The following is a 20337-nucleotide window of genomic DNA, read 5'->3' on the forward strand; positions in this document are numbered from 1 at the left end:
GTGAAAGACTTACTTAAGTTTCTGAAGCAACAAAATAAGACCGAAGAATTCGATGCAATTCGCATTGGTCTTGCTTCACCAGACATGGTTCGTTCATGGTCATACGGTGAAGTAAAGAAACCTGAGACTATTAACTACCGTACTTTCAAGCCTGAGCGCGATGGCTTATTCTGTGCCCGTATTTTCGGACCAGTGAAAGATTATGAATGCTTATGTGGTAAATATAAGCGTCTTAAACACCGTGGTGTGATCTGTGAAAAGTGTGGCGTTGAAGTAACACTCACTAAAGTGCGTCGTGATCGTATGGGTCACATCGACCTTGCGAGCCCAGTTGCACATATATGGTTTTTAAAATCACTACCGTCACGTATCGGCTTAATGCTTGATATGACGCTTCGTGATATTGAACGTGTTCTTTACTTCGAATCATTCGTAGTAACTGAGCCTGGTATGACAACGCTTGAGCGTAGTCAGCTATTAGGTGAAGAAGAATACCTAGATGCACTTGAAGAGCACGGTGATGAGTTTGAAGCGAAGATGGGTGCTGAAGCAGTATTAGACTTGCTTCGTGAACTCGATCTTGCACAATTAATTGCTGAAATGCGTGAAGAGTTACCAACAATTAACTCTGAAACTAAGCGCAAGAAGATCACTAAACGTCTTAAATTAATGGAATCGTTCCACCAATCGGGTAATAACCCTGAGTGGATGATCATGACAGTGCTACCAGTATTGCCACCTGATCTACGTCCATTAGTACCACTAGATGGTGGCCGTTTTGCGACTTCTGATCTAAATGACCTTTACCGTCGTGTTATTAACCGTAATAACCGTCTTAAGCGTCTATTAGACTTAGCAGCACCGGATATTATCGTACGCAACGAAAAACGTATGTTACAAGAAGCGGTTGATGCGCTACTTGACAACGGTCGTCGTGGTCGTGCAATTACAGGTTCTAACAAGCGTCCGCTTAAATCTCTTGCTGATATGATCAAGGGTAAGCAAGGTCGTTTCCGTCAGAACTTACTTGGTAAGCGTGTAGATTATTCAGGCCGTTCTGTAATCACAGTGGGTCCTACACTTAAGCTTCACCAATGTGGTCTTCCTAAGAAGATGGCACTTGAGCTATTCAAACCATTTATCTATGGCAAACTAGAGCGTCGCGGCATGGCTACGACAATCAAAGCTGCTAAGAAAATGGTAGAGCGTGAAGTTCCGGAAGTATGGGATGTATTAGACGAAGTAATTCGTGAACATCCAGTATTACTTAACCGTGCACCAACACTTCACCGTTTGGGTATCCAAGCGTTTGAACCTGTGCTTATCGAAGGTAAAGCGATTCATTTGCATCCATTAGTATGTGCGGCCTACAACGCCGACTTCGATGGTGACCAAATGGCGGTACACGTACCGTTAACGATTGAAGCACAGCTTGAAGCACGTGCGCTAATGATGTCAACAAACAACATCTTATCGCCTGCTAATGGTGAGCCAATCATCGTTCCTTCACAGGACGTTGTATTAGGTCTTTACTACATGACCCGTGATCGCATTAATGCGAAAGGCGAAGGCATTGTATTTAAAGATCCAAAAGAAGCAGAAAAAGCATACCGTACTGGCAATGCTGAACTTCACGCTCGCGTAAAAGTTCGTATCAGCCAGTCAGTGAAGAACGAAAATGATGTAGTAGAAGATACTATCACGGTTATCGATACCACTGTTGGTCGTGCAATTCTGTCGCTTATTTTACCTAAAGGTATGCCGTTTGAGTCAATCAACCAAGCATTAGGTAAAAAGCAGATTTCTAGCTTATTGAATGAGTGTTACCGTCGTCTAGGTCTTAAAGATACCGTTATCTTTGCTGACCAAGTTATGTACACCGGTTTCCACTACGCAATGAAGTCAGGTGTTTCTATCGGTATTGATGACTTAGTTATCCCACCGGTTAAAGCACAGATCATTGAAGCAGCTGAAGCTGAAGTAACTGAAATCAACCAACAATTCCAATCAGGTCTTGTAACGGCTGGTGAAAAGTATAATAAAGTTATCGATATCTGGTCACGTGTAAATGAAAACTTATCACGTGAAATGATGGCCAACTTGTCAAAAGACACGGTTATCAATGCCCAAGGTGAAGAAGAAGAGCAACCGTCATTTAACTCAGTGTTTATGATGGCCGACTCAGGTGCTCGTGGTAGTGCCGCTCAGATCCGTCAGCTAGCAGGTATGCGTGGTCTAATGGCACGTCCAGATGGTTCAATCATCGAGACGCCAATCACGGCTAACTTCCGTGAAGGTCTAAACGTACTTCAGTACTTCATCTCAACGCATGGTGCGCGTAAAGGTCTTGCCGATACAGCACTTAAAACAGCGAACTCGGGTTACCTAACGCGTCGTCTAGTAGACGTTGCACAAGATTTGGTGATCAACGAAGACGATTGTGGCACAGAAGATGGCTTAACAATGAAACCGCTTATCGAAGGTGGTGACGTTGTAGAAGCACTTCGCGAACGTGTACTTGGTCGTGTTGTTGCTGAAGATGTTGTAATTCCTGGTACTAATACTGTACTAGTTGAACGTAACATCATGCTTGACGAAAAACTGTGTGACCTTTTAGAAGAGCATTCAGTTGATGAAGTTCGTGTACGCTCAGTTATCACGTGTGATAACGACTTTGGTGTATGTGCTAAGTGTTATGGTCGTGACCTTGCACGTGGTCATATCATCAACGCGGGTGAATCAGTGGGTGTTATCGCGGCACAATCAATCGGTGAGCCGGGTACACAGCTTACGATGCGTACATTCCACATCGGTGGTGCGGCATCAAGAGCATCTGCTGAGAACAATGTACAAGTTAAAACTAACGGTACATTGAAGCTTCATAACGCAAAATATGTATTAAACACAGACGGTAAGATTGTTATTACCTCGCGTTCTACGGAAATCACTATCATCGATAGTTATGGCCGTGAGAAAGAGCGTTATAAAGTACCTTACGGTGCGGTATTAACAGTTCAAGATAATGCTGAAGTTCAAGGTAACGACATTGTTGCTACTTGGGACCCGCATAGTCACCCAATCGTTCTTGAGCATAAGTCAAAAGTATCGTTCAGCGATATCGATGACTCAAATACTGAAGCACAGACAGATGAACTAACCGGTTTAACCCGTGTAGTTGTTAAAGATCTTGCTAAGATCAATGCGAAAGAGCCTAAGCTTATCATCGAAAGTGAAGAGCGCGGTCTGCAAGAAACTCGTCTTCCTTCATTCACTACGATTGAAGTAACTCACGGCGTTACAGCAAACCCAGGTGACGTGCTAGCACGTATTCCGCAAGAAGGTTCGAAAACTCGTGATATCACGGGTGGTCTACCACGCGTAGCCGACTTATTTGAAGCGCGTAAACCGAAAGAGCCAGCTATCTTAGCTGAGATCACCGGTACGATTAGCTTCGGTAAAGAGACTAAAGGTAAGAAGCGTTTAGTTATTACGCCAGCTGAAGGCGATCATTACGAAGAAATGATCCCTAAATGGCGTCAACTTAACGTGTTTGAGGGTGAGCAAGTGTCTAAAGGTGAAGTTATCGCCGATGGTCCAGAATCACCGCATGACATCTTACGCTTACGTGGTGTGACTCATGTTGCTAACTATATCGTTAACGAAGTGCAAGAGGTTTACCGTTTGCAAGGCGTTAAGATCAATGACAAGCACATTGAAACAATTATCCGTCAAATGATCCGTAAGTGTACGATCCTTGACGGCGGTCATAGTGAATTCTTAGCCGGTGAGCAAATTGAAGTGGCGCGCGTTAATATCGCAAACCGCGACTTAGAAGCTCAAGGCAAGTTACCTGCTAAATATGAAATCCAATTAATGGGTATCACAAAAGCATCACTAGCCACAGAATCTTTCATCTCGGCAGCATCCTTCCAGGAGACAACTCGTGTCCTAACCGAAGCCGCTGTAAATGGTAAGAGCGATGAACTTCGCGGTCTGAAAGAAAACGTAATTGTGGGTCGATTGATCCCAGCCGGTACCGGTTTTGCGTATCATCAGGATCGTATGGCTCGTCGTAAGCAGAGCAAAGTTGTTGTTGAAGAGCAAACAGTAAGTGCAGAAGAGGCAACTCAAGCACTGACTGACGCTTTAAACGCTGATTTATCTGGAAACCAATAAACTGAACTTAATCAATAGATTATGTTTTTGCAAGGCAGTTATCTACTGCCTTGCTGACGGTTTAGGTTGACAGCTCAATCTTTGCTCATTAAAATTCCGCCACCCATTTACCAGTGCGTTTAATACGGGCTTGTAAATAAAGGGCGGATTTTTTTATTTTTTCAGTAGTAATTTTAATTTCAGGAGCTATTTAAATGGCAACTATTAACCAGCTAGTGCGTAAGCCACGTCGTAGCAAGGTTACGAAAAGTAACTCAGCTGCGCTTAAAGCGTGTCCGCAAAAGCGTGGTGTATGTACTCGCGTATATACAACTACACCTAAGAAACCAAACTCGGCGTTACGTAAAGTAGCTCGTGTACGTTTAACTAACGGTTTCGAAGTAACATCATACATTGGTGGTGAAGGTCATAACCTTCAAGAGCATAGTGTAATCCTAATCCGTGGTGGTCGTGTTAAAGATTTACCAGGTGTGCGTTTTCACACTGTTCGTGGTGCACTTGACTGTGCAGGCGTTAGCGACCGTCGTCAAGCTCGTTCTAAATACGGTGCAAAACGCCCTAAAGGCTAATTGTTTTCCGTTAGTAAGGCCAAGCACTAAATATTTTTAATTATTGTTTTGGGTGATTGTTCCAAAAGGACAAACCTGAATAAACCGGAGATACAAAATGCCTAGAAGACGCGTAATAGGTCAACGTAAAATTCTTCCAGATCCTAAGTTCGGATCGGAACTTCTTGCAAAATTCGTTAACATCGTAATGTTAGACGGCAAGAAATCTACTGCTGAAAAAATCGTTTACGGTGCGCTAGATGTGGCTGCTGAGAAATCAGGCAAATCGCACCTTGAAATCTTTGAAACTGCACTTGAAAACATCCGTCCACAGGTAGAGGTTAAATCTCGCCGTGTTGGTGGTTCAACGTATCAAGTACCAGTAGAAGTACGTCCAGTACGTCGCAACGCATTAGGTATGCGTTGGTTAGTAGACGCTGCACGTAAGCGTGGCGAGAAATCTATGGGCTTACGTTTAGCTCAAGAACTTGTAGACGCTGCTGATAACAAAGGCACTGCGGTTAAGAAACGTGAAGACGTTCACCGTATGGCTGAAGCGAATAAAGCATTCGCACATTACCGTTGGTAATCTGTCCTTAACCTTTAAGAGGATTTTATGGCACGTACAACTCCACTTGAGCGCTACCGTAATATAGGTATTGTTGCTCACGTAGATGCAGGCAAAACCACTACAACAGAACGTATTTTGTTCTACACTGGTCTTTCTCATAAGATCGGTGAGGTACATGATGGCGCCGCAACTATGGATTGGATGGAGCAGGAACAAGAGCGTGGTATCACAATCACTTCTGCTGCAACAACGTGTTTCTGGAAAGGGATGGACGCGCAATTTGACGACCATCGTATCAATATTATTGATACTCCAGGACACGTAGATTTCACTATCGAAGTAGAGCGTTCTTTACGTGTACTTGATGGTGCGGTAGTTGTTCTTTGTGCTTCATCAGGTGTACAGCCGCAAACTGAGACAGTTTGGCGTCAAGCGAACAAATACGAAGTTCCAAGAATGATCTTCGTAAATAAAATGGATCGCACGGGCGCTGACTTCTTAACGGTTGTTAGCCAGGTGAAATCTCGTCTTGGAGCAACGCCTGTTCCAATTCAGCTGCCGGTTGGCGCTGAAGACGATTTTAAAGGTGTTATTGACCTCATAAAAATGAAAATGATTAACTGGAATGATGAAGACCAGGGCATGACTTTCACTTATGAGGCAATACCGGCAGAACTTCAAGATTTAGCTGATGAGTGGCGCTCAAACTTAGTTGAAAGCGCAGCTGAAGCATCTGAAGAACTAATGGATAAGTATTTGGAAGGTGAAGACCTGACGGAAGCAGAAATAAAAAATGCTTTACGTCAGCGTACATTAGCGAACGAAATCGTTCCAGTAACTTGTGGTAGTGCATTTAAAAACAAAGGTGTTCAAGCTGTGCTTGATGGCGTTGTTGAATATATGCCTGCACCAACACAAGTGAAACAAATTCAAGGTATCCTTGAAGATGGTACTGAGGAAGAACGTCCTGCTGATGACAACGCACCGTTTGCTGCACTTGCTTTTAAGATTGCAACAGACCCGTTCGTTGGTACTTTAACTTTCTTCCGTGTCTACTCTGGTACTGTTAAACAGGGTGATGCGGTTTACAACCCAGTAAAAAGTAAGCGTGAGCGTCTTGGCCGTATCGTTCAGATGCATTCAAACTCACGTGAAGAGATCAAAGTAGTCCACGCAGGCGACATCGCGGCGGCTATTGGTCTTAAAGACGTAACAACAGGTGAAACACTGTGTGATCCGAATTCTATTATTACGCTTGAGCGTATGGAATTCCCTGAACCAGTGATCTCTGTTGCGGTTGAGCCTCGCACAATCGCTGACCAAGACAAGATGGGGATCGCGCTGGGTAAACTAGCGGCTGAAGATCCATCTTTTCGTGTACAAACTGACGAAGAATCAGGCCAGACTATTATTTCTGGTATGGGTGAACTTCACCTTGATATCATTGTCGACCGTATGAAACGTGAATTCAGTGTTGAATGTAACGTTGGTAAGCCGCAGGTTTCTTACCGTGAAGCAATTCGTTCAACTGTTAAAGTTGAAGGTAAATTCATACGTCAATCAGGTGGACGTGGTCAATATGGTCATGTCTGGCTTAAACTTGAACCGATGGATATTTCGGATGATGATGCACCAATTTACGAGTTCGTTAACGAAACCGTAGGTGGTTCAGTACCGAAAGAATACATCCCTGCGGTAGATAAAGGCATCCAAGAGCAAATGTCTCAAGGTGTGCTGGCAGGCTACCCATTACTTGGCGTGAAAGCGACTTTATATGATGGTTCATTCCATGATGTAGATTCGAACGAAATGGCATTTAAAATTGCAGGTTCAATGGCAATGAAAAAGGGTGCGCTCGAAGCAGACCCGGTACTTTTAGAGCCAATGATGAAGGTTGAAGTACTCACTCCTGAAGCAAACATGGGTGATGTAGTTGGTGACTTAAACCGTCGCCGCGGTATGATCGAAGGCATGGAAGAGGCGCTAGGCGGACTTAAATTAGTCAACGCTCAGGTTCCGCTTTCTGAAATGTTTGGTTATGCTACTGATCTACGATCTGCGACACAAGGTCGTGCCTCATACTCTATGGAGTTTTTGAAGTACGCTGAAGCCTCGAAACATGTTGCAGATACAATAATTACAGCTCGCGCTGTTAAGTAATTTTTTAGCTCGGTTTGGTCCGCAGTGGACTGAACCTTTAATTTCTTTATAGGAATTTTTTAAGATGGCAAAAGCAAAGTTTGAACGCGTAAAACCGCACGTAAACGTAGGTACAATCGGCCACGTTGACCACGGTAAAACAACCCTAACTGCAGCAATCACTAACGTACTTGCAAAAGTATACGGCGGTGTTGCTAAAGATTTCGCATCAATCGATAACGCTCCAGAAGAGCGCGAGCGTGGTATCACAATCTCAACTTCACACGTTGAGTACGATACACCAACTCGTCACTACGCACACGTAGATTGTCCTGGACACGCCGATTATGTTAAAAACATGATCACTGGTGCTGCTCAAATGGACGGCGCTATCCTAGTTGTTGCTGCGACTGACGGCCCTATGCCACAAACGCGTGAGCACATCCTTCTTTCTCGTCAAGTTGGCGTTCCTTACATCGTTGTGTTCATGAACAAATGTGACATGGTTGATGACGAAGAGCTACTTGAACTAGTAGAAATGGAAGTTCGTGAACTTCTTTCTGAGTACGACTTCCCAGGTGATGACTTACCACTAATCGCTGGTTCTGCGCTTAAAGCGTTAGAAGGCGAGAAAGAGTGGGAAGACAAGATCATTGAACTTGCAGACGCACTTGATTCATACATCCCAGAGCCAGAGCGTGACATCGATAAGCCATTCATCATGCCTATCGAAGACGTTTTCTCAATCCAAGGTCGTGGTACAGTTGTAACTGGTCGTGTTGAAGCTGGTATCATCAACGTGAATGACGAAGTAGAAATCGTTGGTATCCGTGATACAACTAAATCTACTTGTACTGGTGTTGAAATGTTCCGTAAGCTACTAGACGAAGGTCGTGCTGGTGAGAACATTGGTGCACTTTTACGTGGTACTAAGCGTGAAGACGTTGAACGTGGTCAAGTACTAGCTAAGCCTGGTTCAATCAAGCCACACACTACATTCACTTCAGAAGTATACGTACTTTCGAAAGATGAAGGTGGTCGTCACACTCCATTCTTCAAAGGTTACCGTCCACAGTTCTACTTCCGTACAACTGACGTAACTGGTGACGTACAGTTACCAGAAGGCGTAGAAATGGTAATGCCTGGTGATAACGTTAAGATGACAGTAACTCTAATCGCGCCAATCGCGATGGACGAAGGTCTTCGTTTCGCTATCCGTGAAGGTGGCCGTACTGTAGGTGCTGGTGTAGTAGCAACTATCGTAGAGTAATAATTAACTTTTAAGTTAATTGTTAGAAAAAGGTCACTTCGGTGGCCTTTTTTAATGCCTACGATTTACGTCATGTGAAGGTGGCGCTGTTACCCATAGGCGTAGGTGCTTTGTAGCAACGTTCAATGAGTAATAATTAACTTATAAAGTTAATTATTAGAAAAAAGGTCACTTAGGTGGCCTTTTTAATGCCTGCGATTTGAGCTTTAAGTCATAAGCGGTAAGTTTTAAGTTGCCCGAGTACTTTTTAAGTGTTTGACATAATAATTTGCAACACTCAAACTTTTTGGCTTACCGCTTACCGCTTACCGCTTACCGCTTACCGCTTACCGCTTACCGCTTACCGCTTACCGCTTACCGCTTACCGCTTACCGCTTACCGCTTACCGCTTACTCCCGAATTACTGTAACGTTATGATATAACAAATTAAATTGATTATACCTTTCATTGTTATGTAACACAAAGTCACTTTTTCAGTAACAAATCCCGCCTAGTATAAATATTCTGATTATTACTAACTTTCTTGACCATAACGTATCAACGGAATTTAAAATGAAAATTAATAAAATTGCGACTGCAATTGGTTTAACACTGGCATTGTCTACAGCGGCAAATGCAGGTGTACTACCAGATAATCAAATGAAAAGTGATTGGTATAGCGCTGCACAAAGCAAAATAACCTCTAAACAGGCAATGGCTAATACCGTACCAGCAACAAAAGCAAAGAACGTGATCCTATTTGTGGGCGATGGTATGGGTGTATCTACACTAACAGCCGCACGCATCCTTGCAGGTCAAAAACAAGGGGCTTTAGGGGAGGAAGGCTTTTTGAGTTTTGAGGAGTTTCCATACTCTGCGCAAATAAAAACCTATAACGTGGATGCACAAACACCGGATTCAGCGGGCACTATGACAGCCATCATTTCTGGTGTTAAAACGGATGTTGGCGTTATTGGTGTTAATGAAGATATTGAACGTGGTAATTGTGCAACAGTCGCAGGTAATGAATTAATTACAGCCACTGAACTTGCTGAAATTAAAGGCCTAGCTACGGGTATTATTTCTACCGCACGCATCACTCATGCAACACCTGCTGCAACTTATGCAAAATCGGCAGATCGTAATTGGGAAGATGTTTCAGATATGCCAGAAGCTGCGGTTAGTGCAGGATGTGAAGATATCGCCTCACAGTTAGTAAATTTTGAAAAGAATTTAGAAGCGCGTTTTGCTGGCGTTGATGTTGATGGCCTTGAAGTAGTAATGGGCGGTGGTCGCCGTCATTTCTTACCAAAAGACCCTGCATTCAACTCTGCTGATGCAATGAGTGAGGTCGAAGGTGACCGTACTGATGAGCGCGACCTTACAGCACTGTGGCAGCAACAATACCCTGAAGGCAAGTATGTAGTCGACAAAGCTGGATTTGACAGCTTAACAACCGATACAACGCGTGCATTTGCGTTATTTAATGAATCGCACATGCAATATGAAGCCGACCGCAGCAATGATATTGCAGGCGAACCTTCATTGACCGAAATGACCACTAAAGCCATCGATATTCTTAAGAATAATGAGAAAGGGTTTTTCTTAACGGTTGAATCGGGTCGTATCGACCACGCCCACCATGCGGGTAATGCTTATAACGCATTAAATGACACCATTGAATTTGCCAATGCGGTTAAAGCAGCAGTAGAAAATACCGATCCAAATGAGACGCTGATTCTAGTAACAGCTGATCACAGCCATGTATTTACCATTGCTGGTTATCCAAAACGCGGTAATCCAATTTTAGGCCAAGTTGTAGCTGTTGGCAGCGATACAGCAACACTTGCGGCTGATGGCATGCCTTACACCACGGTGGGTTACGCTAATGGCTTAGGCTTTAGAGATTTAGGTGATGAAACCGATGCCGAAGCGTCATATTTAGAGGCTGCGGTTGCAGGGCGTGTTGATTTGTCTGCAATTGATACTTTAACACCAGGTTTTCATCAAGAAGCAACAGTCCCTATGGGCTCTGAAACCCATGCCGGTGAAGATATTTCATTGCACGCAACGGGTCCTGGTGCACAGTTAGCGCAAGGTGTAGTGGAACAAAATGTTATTTTCCACATTATCAATCAAGCGCTCGAACTAATAGAAGAATAATGGTGATCACAATGAAAAAACTTAACTTAATTTCTCTTGCGGTAGTTGTTGCCTTGGCTGGTTGCTCTGATGATGACGATAAAATTGACTCACTCACTGTTGAAAACACCCTTGCGGTTGGCTCTGAGCAATGTATCAATGGCGGTATTGAAACGCTAACCGGTGAAGACACTAATAAAAATGGTGAGCTTGATGACGATGAAGTAACTGCAACCTCTGTAGCGTGTAACGACCCTGCAACGTCATTAAATGCTCAGCAGCTAGCGCCGCTTACAACAAATACATGGTTTAAAGAAGCACAAACTAAGCTTGCTACTAGCGAAGATAATATTGCTAATATTGTTAAAGAATCGGGCAAAGCGAAAAATGTCATTCTTTTTGTAGGTGATGGCATGGGGATTTCAACAGTTACAGCAGCACGTATTTTAGCGGGTCAGTTACAAGGTAAAATGGGTGAAGAGCACCAATTAAGTTTTGAAACACTGCCGTTCTCAGGTTTTGCTAAGACCTACAACGTTGACGCGCAAACACCTGATTCAGCCGGTACGATGACTGCTATGGCCTCGGGTGTAAAAACCGATGTTGGCGTGATTGGTATTGATGAAGCCGTAGTTAATGGCAACTGTTTATCAGGCAAAGGTCATGAGCTAATTACGTCATTAGAACTTGCTGAAATTGCGGGTAAATCGACTGGGATTATCTCAACGGCACGGATCACCCATGCAACGCCTGCGGCCACTTATGCAAAAGCTGCTAATCGTAACTGGGAAGATATTTCAGATATGCCAGAATCTGAGGCGGCAAATTGTGAAGATATTGCCTCGCAACTGGTTAATTTCGAAGAGAACTTAACAGCACGTTTCCCTAGCGTTGATATTGATGGCATTGAAGTCGTAATGGGTGGCGGTCGCCGTCATTTCTTACCGAAAGATGCGGCATTTAATTCAGCAGATGCGGTAAGTTCAGTAGAAGGTGATCGTACCGATGGTCGTGATCTCACTGCAGAATGGCAAGCTAAATATCCAAATGGTCAATATGTGATGGACCAAGCGAGCTTTGATGCGATTGATGTGGTTAATACTAAACAAGTGTTTGGCTTGTTTAATGAATCACACATGCAGTATGAAGCAGATCGTAGTAACGATATTGCGGGCGAACCATCTTTATCACAGATGACAGCAACAGCATTAGATATACTAGATAATAACGATAAAGGCTTTTTCTTAACGGTTGAAGCTGGGCGTATTGACCATGCTCATCACGCCGGTAATGCCTATAACGCGTTAAACGATACCATAGAATTGTCAAAAGCGGTGCAAGTGGCGCTTGATAAAACCAGTATCGAAGATACATTAATTATTGTCACTGCCGATCATAGCCATGTATTTACCATTGCTGGTTACCCTAAACGCGGTAATCCAATTTTAGGTAAAGTGGTGGCTGTTGGTGAAACTGAGCCAAGTCTTGCTGCCGATAACATGCCGTATACCACCGTTGGTTATACCAATGGTGGTGGTTTTAGAGACCTAGGTGAGGAAACAGATGCAGAGGCAGGTTATAACTTTGCTCCTGTAACGGGCCGTGTTGATTTAACGGATGTAGACACGCAAAGCCCTGGTTTTCACCAAGAAGCACTAGTGCCTCTTTCATCTGAAACCCATGCTGGTGAAGATGTTGGTGTGTATGCCCGTGGTCCAGGTGCGCATTTAGTTACCGGTACTAACGAGCAGAGCTTTATTTTCCATGTAATGGATTATGCAGCTGATTTAGTAAAACAAGCCGACGAAAAAGTCGCTAACTAAACAGTTTTAGTGAAATAGGCTGAACTAAAAGAGCAACTCACATTTGAGTTGCTCTTTGTCATTAATTTGCCAAACAAACACTTTACAGTGATCTAAAGTATTACATCAAAAAGAGAATTCAGTGAAAAAACTAATCGCATCTTTACTGCTAATTAGCCCATTGGCCAGTGCCTCGCAGTGCGCACTTGAAAGCCAGTATGTACAAGCTAACTATCAAGTTAACAGTGAGCAAACAACAAATAATACACTCGCGCAGGCGCAGCAATTTACTTTGTGGCGAACGCCGCATCAGGTCGCGGAACAAGGCAGTGAGTTAGTCGAAGTATGGCAGCAACTGAGTAACCAGCAAATTCGGCCAATTCGTTATTTTCAAGCGCACCAGCGTGGTATTGAATACCAGCCAAGCGAAGTGCAAGGCGAGCAAGATTGGAGTACTAAATATCAGTTAGTAAGTGATGATTTTATTGCAAAAATGACTCTCAAGAGTGAGCAGGGCGAAGGGTGTGAACAACTGCAAAATTATCAATTAGTGCAAGGTGATACCAAGATAGAGCTTGCATGGTTGGTCAATAAAAAGCTGGTAAGCTCAATGCGTATTAGCAAACCACAGCTAACGCAAACACTAACGCTGGATAAGGTGAAATTTGATAAAGCGGCTGTGATGCAACAATTTGCCAACTGGGATAGCTTTCAAACCACCGATTACGCAGATATTGGTGATAACGAGGGCGACCCATTCTTAGCTAAAATGATTAACTTGGGCTTTATTGAGCACGGCGCCTCGGGTTTTTATGACGCCAGCGGCAAAGCACTAGGCGGTGGTCATAGTCATTAAAAGAGCGCTTGCGCGCTCTTTTAAATATTGCCTAGAAGCCAAAGCTCCAATTCACACTGGCTACGCGGCCAGTGCCCGCAAAGTAACGAGTCGCGGCAGGGTTAGTTTGGCCATAATAAGTGATATAAAACTTATCGGTTAAATTATCAATACCTAGGCTAAATGCGCCGTATTGTTGGGTTTGGTAATTAACTGATAAATCAACGGTTGTATAACCTGCAAATTCACCGCCGGTATTATAGTCACGATCAAATAGCTTATTAACTTGTAAGCGGCTGTCGATGTTATTGAACCACTGTTGTTGCCAAAATAAGTTAAGGCGTGTTGGTGAAATATTACTGCCGCCTAAATCACTTTCTACAATGTTATCGCCATCCCCATCGTATTGACCCTGAGTGTCTGCGTAGTTGGCACCAAATGTAGTCTCATCGTTTAAGTAATACTGAGCATTTGCTTCAAAACCATGAATTTCAGTGCGCTCACGTTGCACGCTATAAATACCATCGGCATCGGCTTGTAAACGTGAGCCTAAATCTGAGTCTGACTCAAAGTAGCTGGCTTTAAAACTAATTAAATCATTGTTGTATTCAAGGCCTACTTCACGGTTGTCTGAAATCACTGGTTCAAGGTTTAAAAAGCTTTCAACCGATAAACCTGGTTGGTTAATGCCACGCAATACTCGCCCTACATCAGCCATGCTAAAGCCTTCACTGTAGCTGGCATAAAAACGTAAATCTTTAGTGACTTGATAAACAACACCTACATTGCCCAGTAACTCGTTAAAGCTTGGCTCGCCACCTTCAACAAAGGTGCTGCCGTAAGAGGCGAGGGTAGTGAAGTCATCAACCTTTAACTTGCCGTATTCATACCGTGCGCCGACGTTGAAGGTCCAATCTTCAAGACCATCAAAGCGCAGCTGTGCAAATGGTGCAGCATTATTAAATTTTGTTTCTGGAACCCAGTTACGACCTGTTTGTGCTAGCTCTTGATAGGTTTCATCGCTTAATAAATCAAGCCCAGTCACTAAATCAAAATCACTGCCAGCAAGGTTATTTTTGGCATAGGTTAAGCGGCCACCGAACTTTTGTGATTTATTTTGAGACTGGTCGAAAATATCATCGCCATAAGCAGGATCTTGGAATGTCGCAAAGTTACCACCGCCGTACATGGCAGCAAAATCCTGCATAAATACTTGCAGTGATAAACTACCGCCAGCGATATTGTTATGTACATAGTCAACAGTGGCAGTAGTAACACGGTTACGCGGCGCTTCTCCTTCAATATTACCTTTTTCAGCACCAGTCGGGATCCCGTTTGTTACATCACCATTGGTTGCTAAATAGTCGCCATTCCCTTCAATGTTGTAATGGTTAAGCATCACTTGTAGGCTTTGTTCACTGTCTAATTGGTACTTGGCCTTGAAGAATAAATCTAGGCTGGTTGAGTCTTGGGTATCACCTTGAGCGCCATCGAGACCGACTAAATCGCCATTGCCATCACGGTACATACCCGTGCTGCGTGCAGATACACCCGCGACAATGCTTAAATCGTCTTTTTCTTGGCTAAATAAATAGCTGGCTTTATAGCTTTGGCTATCGCTACCACCGGTTGTTGGTGCACTAAATCCAGCAGTAACTTGATGATTATCATCGCCAGGGGTTTTGGTAATAATATTAATAATACCGCCACTGGCGCCCATGCCTTGAATTGCATTAGCACCGCTGATCACTTCAATGCGCTCGATCATCGCAGGGTCAATGGTATTGCCATCACGTGAGCCGTTGCGCAGCGGGTTTGATTGTGGCACACCATCAATCATATAAAGTGGTTCACGGCCGCGTAGTGTTTCACCTGCGCTGGTCATTTTTTGTCTGCTTGGTGAAAAGCTTGGTAATAAGTTACCAAGAATTTGCGAGAGATCTTGAGTGTGGGCTAATTGCTTGGCAATGTCAGCTGCGCTGATCACGCTAATTGTTGCAGGTACTGTACTTACAGGGGCAGTGCTACGAGTAGTGGATACTGTGATCTGTTCAATATCAGCTTGAGTATTAGCCAGTGCTGCTAAAGGTGTAAGTAAAAACGGTAAATAATATTTCATGGTCACAATATAATCACTATTTAAGATGGTAGTAAAAATTGTTCGTATTTATACATTTATTTAATACCATTATCAATATTTTCAACTCGAATCGTGCCTCACTGTTGTGATTAATTAAATGAAGCCTTGTGTTACCAGGATCAGTAACGGCTGATGCTACAAATAAAATTGGCTAAAATGGCTTTCCTCCTTTAACTTTAATAAATGTATTTTTTAAGGAGAATGAACCATGAGCGAAACAAAAACAAATCATCCCCATGGGGTTTTCTGTTGGTCAGAATTATGCACATCAGATTGGAAAAATGGTAAAGCTTTTTATACTGAACTCTTTGCTTGGGGGGCGGATGATCAACCGATTGGTGATGATCTTTATTACACTATGTTGCAAAAGCAAGATGATGATATTGCTGCCATGTATCAAATGCCGAACGAACAAAAAAATGCAGCGACGCCGAGTCATTGGTTAGCTTATATTGCGGTAGATAATATTGATGAAGTGGCTGCAAAAGCCAAACAATTAGGTGCTGAGATTATCGCAGGGCCGCATGATGTAATGGACGCGGGTCGCATGCTGTTACTCAATGAACCAGGTGGTGCGTTATTTGCTTTATGGCAAGGTAATAAGCATAAAGGATGCAAACGCTTAGGTGAGCTAAATACCCCGTATTGGCATGAGCTGGCAACGCGCAATAGTGCAAAAAGCCGTGAGTTTTATTGCCAGTTATTAGGGTGGCAATGTGTTGAAAAACCAATGGAAGGCATGAACTACACGTTATTCATAGTCGCTGATCAGCCGGTTGCAGGGATGCTTGAAATGACGGACGAATGGCCTGCGGATATTCCAGCTCACTGGATGATTTATTTTGCTGTCGATGATTGTGACAATTATGCCGCAAGGGCTCAGCAACTTGGTGGTGAAGTTTGTGTTCCTCCTACTGACATCCCTGAAGTGGGTCGTTTTAGTGTGATCACCGATCCACAAGGCGCTGTGTTTTCAATTATGACCTCGGCTATGGATGATGTGAAATGCAGCTAGTTACGGTTAATGGAATTGACTAAAAAAGCATTGTGGGGCTTTTTTTATTTTTCTTTGCCCCAAGTTCTCAATTAATAGTTGTATATAAAATGGGAGCAAAAATATGACAAAACACGTGGTAATTACAGGCGCAAACCGTGGCATTGGCCTTAATTTATGTCAGCAATATTTAGCAAAGGGCTATCAGGTTACGGCCGTGGTGCGTAATCCAAGCGATGAACTTAAAGAATTAGATGTTACGGTGATCAGTAATATCGATGTTGCCAATGCAGCAGACATTGCAACGCTTGAAAGCCAGTTGCATGGCCATAAAATAGATCTGCTGATCAATAATGCCGGTATTTTTTACCATGAGACGATGGCTGAAATGGATTTTGACACCCTCAATCAGCAAATTGCCGTAAATGCAGTAGCGCCGATCCGAGTGACTCATGCTTTGATCCACAGCCTAGGTGTTGATGCTAAAGTTGCTATGATCACCAGCCGCATGGGTTCAATTGCCGATAATAGCTCGGGTGGTTATATCGGCTATCGTATGTCAAAAGCTGCACTTAACGCGGCATCGGTCAGCCTAGCCCATGAATTAAAGAGTAAAAAAATTGCTGTTGGATTATTTCACCCTGGCTTTGTGCAAACGCAAATGGTTAATTTTGCAGGTGATATTTCAGCAGAGGAGTCTGCACAGTGCTTAACAAAGCGTATTGATGAACTCAATCTCAGTAATAGCGGTGGTTTTTGGCATGCAAATGGCGAAACTCTACCTTGGTAGATTTACCAAAATGCACAGTGAGTGCCGTTACATTTCAACAGTTGGTGGGTAAAAAGCCACTAACTGCTGAAATCTTTAGCTAATTTTTGATGCTATTATTTGCTATAATCTTTCTATTAAAAGCCTGAACAGCCGTATTTAGAGAACAGCACATGGAATTAGAGCAAGATAGCAGTTTAACCCTTCCGTTATTTCTTTTTGATGAGACTTTAAGTGAGCGAGATTTATCGACCCCAGATCTTTCGCTAAGCGTACTTTTAGATGACGACTTACTTACCCAGCTTTGTCAAAATCCAGCACAGGATAGCAGTATTGCTATTACTATTGCAGATTATATTATCGAAGCTCATAACCCGGCGTTTGCCGACTTAACAAGCGAAGCACATCACGCACAGCTAACGTTAACCCACGGGCCATTGTTAAGTGCTGTGCTCGATACGCAGTCAGAGCAAACATTTGTGTCACCGCAAATGGATATGATGCCGACCTTTGATCTGGGTGATGAGGACGAATAAAACGATGAAAAAGTCTTTTTTGCTGAGTGTATTTATTATTGTGCTCAGCGGCTGCGCTTACTTAGGCGCAGCCCATTACAATCAACTTTTTGGGCCAGAACAAACACAACAACGCATCGTTGAGCATACTACTGGTAGCGGTGCCGAGTTTTTACAGCACGTACAACCTGTGCTAGAAAGCCGCTGTGTTGTGTGTCATGGTTGTTACGATGCACCATGCCAACTTAAATTGTCATCGCCAGAAGGGATCGACCGTGGTTTAAGTAAAGAGCTAGTGTATGACGGCACCCGTTTGTTAGCCTCAACACCGAGTCGGTTATTGTTTGATGCCACGCAAACCGAGCAATGGCGCGAAAAAGGTTTTAAACCAGTGCTAAATGAGCGAGAGCAGTCGGAGCAAGCTAATCTGGCTGGTAGTGTACTGTATAACAGCTTAGTACTGAAATTGAGCTCGCCTTTACCAGAAGATGACATTCTTGATGATGAATTTGATTTTTCACTGGATCGCGAACAAAGCTGTACCAGCATGGGCGAGTTTGACCGCTTTGCAGATAGTCAACCGCATGCAGGTATGCCTTACGGATTACCCGGTATTTCACGGACTGAATTTAAGCACCTAGAAAAATGGCTTAAAAACGGTGGCAAAATGGCGCATATTAAACCGCCAAGTAAAGCCGTGATTGCACAAGCCCAGCGTTGGGAAAGCTTTTTAAATCAAGATGGTTTAAAACATCAATTAGCTGCACGCTACATATTTGAACATTGGTATTTAGCGCATATTTACTTTGTCCAAGATGGTGAAAAAAGTTTCTTTAAGCTCGTGCGCTCAAGTACGCCACCAGGGCAAGATATTCAGTTAGTCAATACGCGTCGTCCTTATGATGACCCGAAAGTTGAGCGTGTGTATTATCGTTTGATGCACGATAGATCAACCATCTTGGCAAAAACACACCTACCACTGGCGCTAGACGATACTAAACTGGCTCGTTTATACCAGCAGTTTATTGCCGCGGATTACACGGTTGAAAAAATGCCGAGCTATACCGTTGATGTTGCATCTAACCCGTTTAAATCTTTTGCGGCAATTCCAACGAAATCTAAATATCAATTTATGCTTGATGAAGCAGAATTAATTATCATGGGCTTTATCAAAGGGCCTGTATGCCGTGGTCAAATTGCCTTAAATGTTATTAATGATCATTTTTGGGTGGCGTTCGCTGCTCCTGATAAAGCCGCAACACCAGAAGTAGGGCAAATGCTAATGCAGCATGAAGATGCACTTGCATTGCCCGCAGCGGAAGAAAGCAATGCATTACCAATTTCTAGTTGGGTAAAATATTCTAAACGCCAAAGCACTTACCTAAAAGCGAAAGTAGAGTTGGCGAATCGTATGTTTGAAAACGGTGAGAACTTGACCACTGACGTGTTATGGCGTGGTGAAGGGGATAACGATAACGCAGCACTGACGATATTTCGCCATTTTGATAGCGCAACAGTCGTTAAAGGGTTTATAGGCCAAGAGCCAAAAACCATGTGGGTATTAGACTACGCACTGTTTGAGCGTATACATTACCTGTTGGTGGCGGGCTTTGATGTGTATGGCAATATTGGTCATCAGCTAATTACGCGCTTATATATGGACTTTTTACGCCTCGAAGGTGAGCAAAACTTTTTAGCTTTATTGCCAAAACAACAGCGCCAAGAATTAAAAGCAAATTGGTATCGCAAATCACCAACCAGTCTTACTGAATTCTTTAAAAGTGGCGAAAGCTTTAGCCAACCAACTGGCGTGGAATACCAAACTCAAGATCATCAACATGAGCTATATGGTTTAATTAAACAAACACTAAAGCCTGTGCTTAGCCCACGCTATGATTATACGCAGGTGCCAGAGCCGCTACAGCAGTTAAATAACATGCCTGCCAAGGCCGTTAACTTATTGCCGCAAATATCTTATGTGTTAGTCAAAGATGGTGACAAAGAGCACCAAGCCTATACCTTGATCCACCATAATGCGCACTATAATATTTCCAGCCTATTAAACGAAGAAGGGCAGCGGGCTTATGCAGAAGATACCGTCACTATCGTGCCGGGCTTTATTGGTGATTACCCGGAAGCTATTTGGTATTTGCACAACCCGCAACAGCTTGCATCATTTGCAGAGCAATTGCCTATGATGCAGATTGAAGCCGACTACAGCGCATTGAAAAGTCAATTTGCTATTCGTCGTACGCATCCACAGTTTTGGCAATACAGTGATATTTTGCATCGCGTTGCCAAGCAATATCGTGGCGTAGAATACGGCTTATTTGATTATAATCGTTTAGAGAATAGGTAACGCTGCAAGCTGCGAGTCATGCGCTTTTTCAAGCTCGTTGCTCGCAGCCCCAAGGCTAAATGGTTAACGTCATCATACTTGTGTATAACATTTATGGT

The 20337-nt window shown here is 43.3% G+C and carries 14 protein-coding genes; 13 read left to right on the top strand and 1 reads right to left on the bottom strand.

All coding sequences use genetic code 11. The features are described from left to right. The 9 genes from rpoC to NDQ71_RS13910 all read left to right on the top strand — a co-directional run bounded on the left by rpoC (window position 1) and on the right by NDQ71_RS13910 (window position 13483). Complete coding sequence (gene rpoC / locus NDQ71_RS13870; RefSeq protein ID WP_192542868.1) at window positions 1–4176, top strand: DNA-directed RNA polymerase subunit beta'; 4176 nt, start codon at window positions 1–3, stop codon at window positions 4174–4176. A 194-nt stretch (window positions 4177–4370) separates the two neighbouring features. Next, window positions 4371–4745: a 30S ribosomal protein S12 gene (gene rpsL / locus NDQ71_RS13875; RefSeq protein ID WP_002958885.1), complete on the top strand. Its 375-nt coding sequence runs from the start codon at window positions 4371–4373 to the stop codon at window positions 4743–4745. Between the two features lie 97 nt (window positions 4746–4842). Beyond that, on the top strand, window positions 4843–5313 hold the full coding sequence (gene rpsG, locus NDQ71_RS13880) for a 30S ribosomal protein S7 (protein ID WP_016710546.1): 471 nt from the start codon (window positions 4843–4845) through the stop codon (window positions 5311–5313). A 27-nt stretch (window positions 5314–5340) separates the two neighbouring features. Then, entirely contained in the window at window positions 5341–7455 is a 2115-nt protein-coding gene (gene fusA, locus NDQ71_RS13885) for an elongation factor G (RefSeq protein WP_192542867.1), read from the top strand. Between the two features lie 64 nt (window positions 7456–7519). After that, on the top strand, window positions 7520–8704 hold the full coding sequence (gene tuf / locus NDQ71_RS13890) for an elongation factor Tu (RefSeq protein WP_064668786.1): 1185 nt from the start codon (window positions 7520–7522) through the stop codon (window positions 8702–8704). 268 nt (window positions 8705–8972) lie between these two features. Beyond that, the gene (locus NDQ71_RS13895; protein WP_301561750.1) at window positions 8973–9113 is read left to right on the top strand and encodes a hypothetical protein; all 141 of its coding nucleotides are present in this window, start codon (window positions 8973–8975) and stop codon (window positions 9111–9113) included. A gap of 143 nt (window positions 9114–9256) precedes the next feature. Then, the gene (locus NDQ71_RS13900) at window positions 9257–10846 is read left to right on the top strand and encodes an alkaline phosphatase (RefSeq protein WP_192541330.1); all 1590 of its coding nucleotides are present in this window, start codon (window positions 9257–9259) and stop codon (window positions 10844–10846) included. Window positions 10847–10857: 11 nt separating this feature from the next. Continuing rightward, complete coding sequence (locus NDQ71_RS13905; RefSeq protein WP_192541329.1) at window positions 10858–12648, top strand: alkaline phosphatase; 1791 nt, start codon at window positions 10858–10860, stop codon at window positions 12646–12648. A 121-nt stretch (window positions 12649–12769) separates the two neighbouring features. Continuing rightward, window positions 12770–13483, top strand: a complete 714-nt coding sequence (locus NDQ71_RS13910) for a hypothetical protein (RefSeq protein ID WP_192541328.1) — start codon at window positions 12770–12772, stop codon at window positions 13481–13483. 31 nt (window positions 13484–13514) lie between these two features. Here NDQ71_RS13910 and NDQ71_RS13915 read toward each other — a convergent pair whose 3' ends face one another. Beyond that, window positions 13515–15581, bottom strand: a complete 2067-nt coding sequence (locus NDQ71_RS13915; RefSeq protein ID WP_192541327.1) for a TonB-dependent receptor — start codon at window positions 15579–15581, stop codon at window positions 13515–13517. 229 nt (window positions 15582–15810) lie between these two features. Between NDQ71_RS13915 and NDQ71_RS13920 the strand changes: the two genes are divergently transcribed. The 4 genes from NDQ71_RS13920 to NDQ71_RS13935 all read left to right on the top strand — a co-directional run bounded on the left by NDQ71_RS13920 (window position 15811) and on the right by NDQ71_RS13935 (window position 20239). Beyond that, entirely contained in the window at window positions 15811–16617 is an 807-nt protein-coding gene (locus tag NDQ71_RS13920; protein WP_192541326.1) for a VOC family protein, read from the top strand. 103 nt (window positions 16618–16720) lie between these two features. After that, window positions 16721–17386: an SDR family oxidoreductase gene (locus tag NDQ71_RS13925; RefSeq protein WP_192541325.1), complete on the top strand. Its 666-nt coding sequence runs from the start codon at window positions 16721–16723 to the stop codon at window positions 17384–17386. Window positions 17387–17538: 152 nt separating this feature from the next. Next, window positions 17539–17901, top strand: coding sequence for a hypothetical protein (locus NDQ71_RS13930; RefSeq protein WP_192541324.1), 363 nt, complete (start codon window positions 17539–17541; stop codon window positions 17899–17901). Window positions 17902–17905: 4 nt separating this feature from the next. Then, window positions 17906–20239 (top strand): fatty acid cis/trans isomerase, encoded by a 2334-nt coding sequence (locus tag NDQ71_RS13935; RefSeq protein ID WP_192541323.1) that lies wholly within the window; start codon window positions 17906–17908, stop codon window positions 20237–20239. Window positions 20240–20337: the final 98 nt, after the last annotated feature.

The sequence above is a fragment of the Pseudoalteromonas sp. KG3 genome (assembly GCF_030436385.1).
Taxonomy (GTDB): domain Bacteria; phylum Pseudomonadota; class Gammaproteobacteria; order Enterobacterales; family Alteromonadaceae; genus Pseudoalteromonas; species Pseudoalteromonas prydzensis.